The sequence below is a fragment of the Natrinema soli genome, from assembly GCF_028618695.1.
Map to the genome: position 1 here is coordinate 1 of NZ_JAQIVI010000014.1, position 2,544 is coordinate 2,544.

The window sequence follows — 2,544 nt, forward strand, 5'->3', positions numbered from 1 at the left end:
CGTTCGGGGTTCGATCGTCGGGGTTCGGTCCGGGCGCGGAGACGACCAGCGGAATCCGCGTCACGGGCGGGTGGAGCCCGCCGCCGTGTTGCCACGCGCCGTACTCCCCGAGCGCTTCGCCGTGGTCGGCGAGCGTCACGACGTAATCGAACTCGGCGGCGAGTTCCCGGTAGATCTCTCGATACACGTCCGAGAGGTACCGGACGGCGTCGTCGTACGCGGTCCTGATCCGGTCCGGATCGGCCGACGGCTCCCGGAGCGTGGCCTTCACGCTGTCGAAGTGGGGCGACTCCTCGTCCGGATAGGTGCGGTACTCGTCGGGCGGATCGTACGGCAGGTGGGCCTCCATGAGGTTCGCGAAGAGGAATTCGCCGTCCCGGTTCCACGAGCTATCGCGGACGTACTCGAGGAACTCGGCCGCGCCGTCGTCGGGGTGGCGTCCCTTGAGCCCCATATCGCGGAGCTTCATCAGGGCGCCCTGCTTCAGCGACTGGGTCGTGTCGCAGTCGTCGTCGACGCAGCGCCAGAGCGCGCGGAGGTAGCGCTCGGGGCCGTCGGACCGGTGTTCGGCGATGAACTCGTCCCAGTCGAAGACGTCCTCGCCGAGGCCGCGGAGCCGCCAGCCGCCGTCGAACTCGTCGAACCCGTGGTGCCAGCCCAGTTGCTCCGAGATGTTGACGTTACAGCTGAACGCCCGCGTGCGATACCCCCGATGCTGTAACAGTTCGGGAAGGCGCGTCGTCTCTCGGTCGAACTCCTGGGACTTGATCGTCACGCCGGCCTCGACCGCGTAGCGACCGGTAAACAGCGAGGCGTGGGCCGGGGCCGTCCAGTGGGTCGTGCTCCACGCGTTCGCGAACTGCACGCCGGGCACCCACTCGAAGTGCTCGTCGAACGAATCCGCGCGAAGCGTATCGAGCACGACGAGGGCGATAGATGGCTCGTCTCCCATGGTCGCGTGTCCGCTCATCCTACCATACCCTCCACAAAGAACCTGTCCCCGGACTTCGAACCGAATGCGGCACCGAGAGTCGCCGTCGAACGCGCGGTCTCCAGTCGCTGGCTCCGGGCTCGTTCTCTACCACTGGACGGCCGTCGGATTCCGGTCGCAGGAACGGTCACGCTCACAGGACCGTCGCGATCCCCTCCTCGAGCGCGTCGACCTGTGCGTCCTTCTCGCGCTCGAGTTCGTCCATATCGAACCGGACCGGTTCGCTCGTGACGTCGCCGTCGATCGGGACCCGATCGAACAGGTTCGCTCGCGGGGTGTCGAAGTAGAACTGGGCTCGGTTGCCGTATGTGAGCGCAGGAAGGCAGGCGTGGATCCGGTCCGACCGCACCACGTCCGCGTTGGCGTAGAGGAAGAGGTAGTCGGTCACGAGATCGGAGACGAAGACGTTCTCCGCCTCGAACAGCGGCGTCTCGAGGCCGACCAGCTTCCTCGCCTGCTCGCCGACGGGGAAGTGATACGGTTCGTCGAAGGGAGCGTGATCGGGCCGAATGATCGTCGGCGTCGAGGTCTCGTCGATATCTGGTTCCTCGCCCTTGTCGAACGTGTGGACGTCGAACGTCCGGTTCGCCTCGGGTGGCTGGTGGCCGTCGCCCAGGAACAGCGAACAGTCGATGCCGTCGTACAAATACTCGACGAGGTCGCCGTACTCCTCGTAGGCGGTCCGATCCCGGGTGAGCAGGACATCGATATCGAGCGCGTCGAAGACGGCCTCGACGTATTTCCGCTCGTCCTCGTCGTACTCCTCGCCGCCCCCGCCGACGACGACGATCGGAATATTTCGCTCCCTGAGTTGCCGGAGCGTGTCGTAGTACTTCCGGAACGTCGGTCTCGAGAGCACGCAGCCCGGCAAGACGGCCAGGTCAGCGTCGATCAGTTCGCTGATGTTCACCGTATTCCGTCGAATCGGATGCGTCGGCGACTCGTAGCTGCCTCGATCGTACCCCGTCATCCGCGCGAGCTTCCGGGTGCCGCCCCACAGCGCCGCGGTGTCCGACGCGTGGTTGGGATAGCCGCCCGTTTCGACGATCTCCGCGTCGGGAAACGCTCGCTCGAGCATCGCTCTCGCCCCGTAGTCGATGAAGCCGTTTCCGATGTTCGTCGTCCACGTCCGGAGAAGCAGGATTCGCATTGAGGGTCCCTCCACCGGAATCGGTGATAATTATGCAGATACTACGACCGTTGAACGGTCCATTTCGACGCTGATTGCTCGTTTCGACCGCCGCATCGCCGCATCGCCGACCCGTCAGTCGAGGTAGCCGAGTTCGCGCAGGCGGTCGGTCGGCATGTCGATGTCCTCGTCGGCGTCGGTGGCGGTCGGACCGGACTCCGCCGCGCGTTCCTCTACCCATCGCCGCACGTCGTACACCGACTCCGGAGCGGTCTCGGCCGTGGAGCTCGCGTACGCACGCCAGGAGTGACTCGCCGGCTTCTCGCCCGCGTCGGGCGGATAGAACGCGGCGCGCATTCCGTGATCGCTGACGACGAGGAGGTCGTCGGCCTCGCCGAGGGCGGCGACGATTTCCTCGACGAAC

General features: G+C 65.8%; 2 protein-coding genes and 1 pseudogene. All 3 read right to left on the bottom strand.

Features of this window, described 5'->3' with window-relative positions; all coding sequences use genetic code 11:
• Positions 1-970: sulfatase-like hydrolase/transferase (locus PGX04_RS00995; protein ID WP_273736808.1), on the bottom strand; the 970-nt coding region annotated here is incomplete at its 3' end.
• Between the two features lie 154 nt (positions 971-1,124).
• Positions 1,125-2,141, bottom strand: a complete 1,017-nt coding sequence (locus PGX04_RS01000) for a polysaccharide pyruvyl transferase family protein (RefSeq protein ID WP_273736809.1) — start codon at positions 2,139-2,141, stop codon at positions 1,125-1,127.
• A 114-nt stretch (positions 2,142-2,255) separates the two neighbouring features.
• A pseudogene (locus PGX04_RS01005) lies at positions 2,256-2,544 on the bottom strand (alkaline phosphatase family protein); the annotation flags it as partial.

What these genes read in the sequence shown, in the direction of transcription:
- PGX04_RS01000 (WP_273736809.1), bottom strand. Translation starts at nt 2,141, where the DNA reads ATGCGAATCCTGCTTCTCCGGACGTGGACGACGAACATCGGAAACGGC.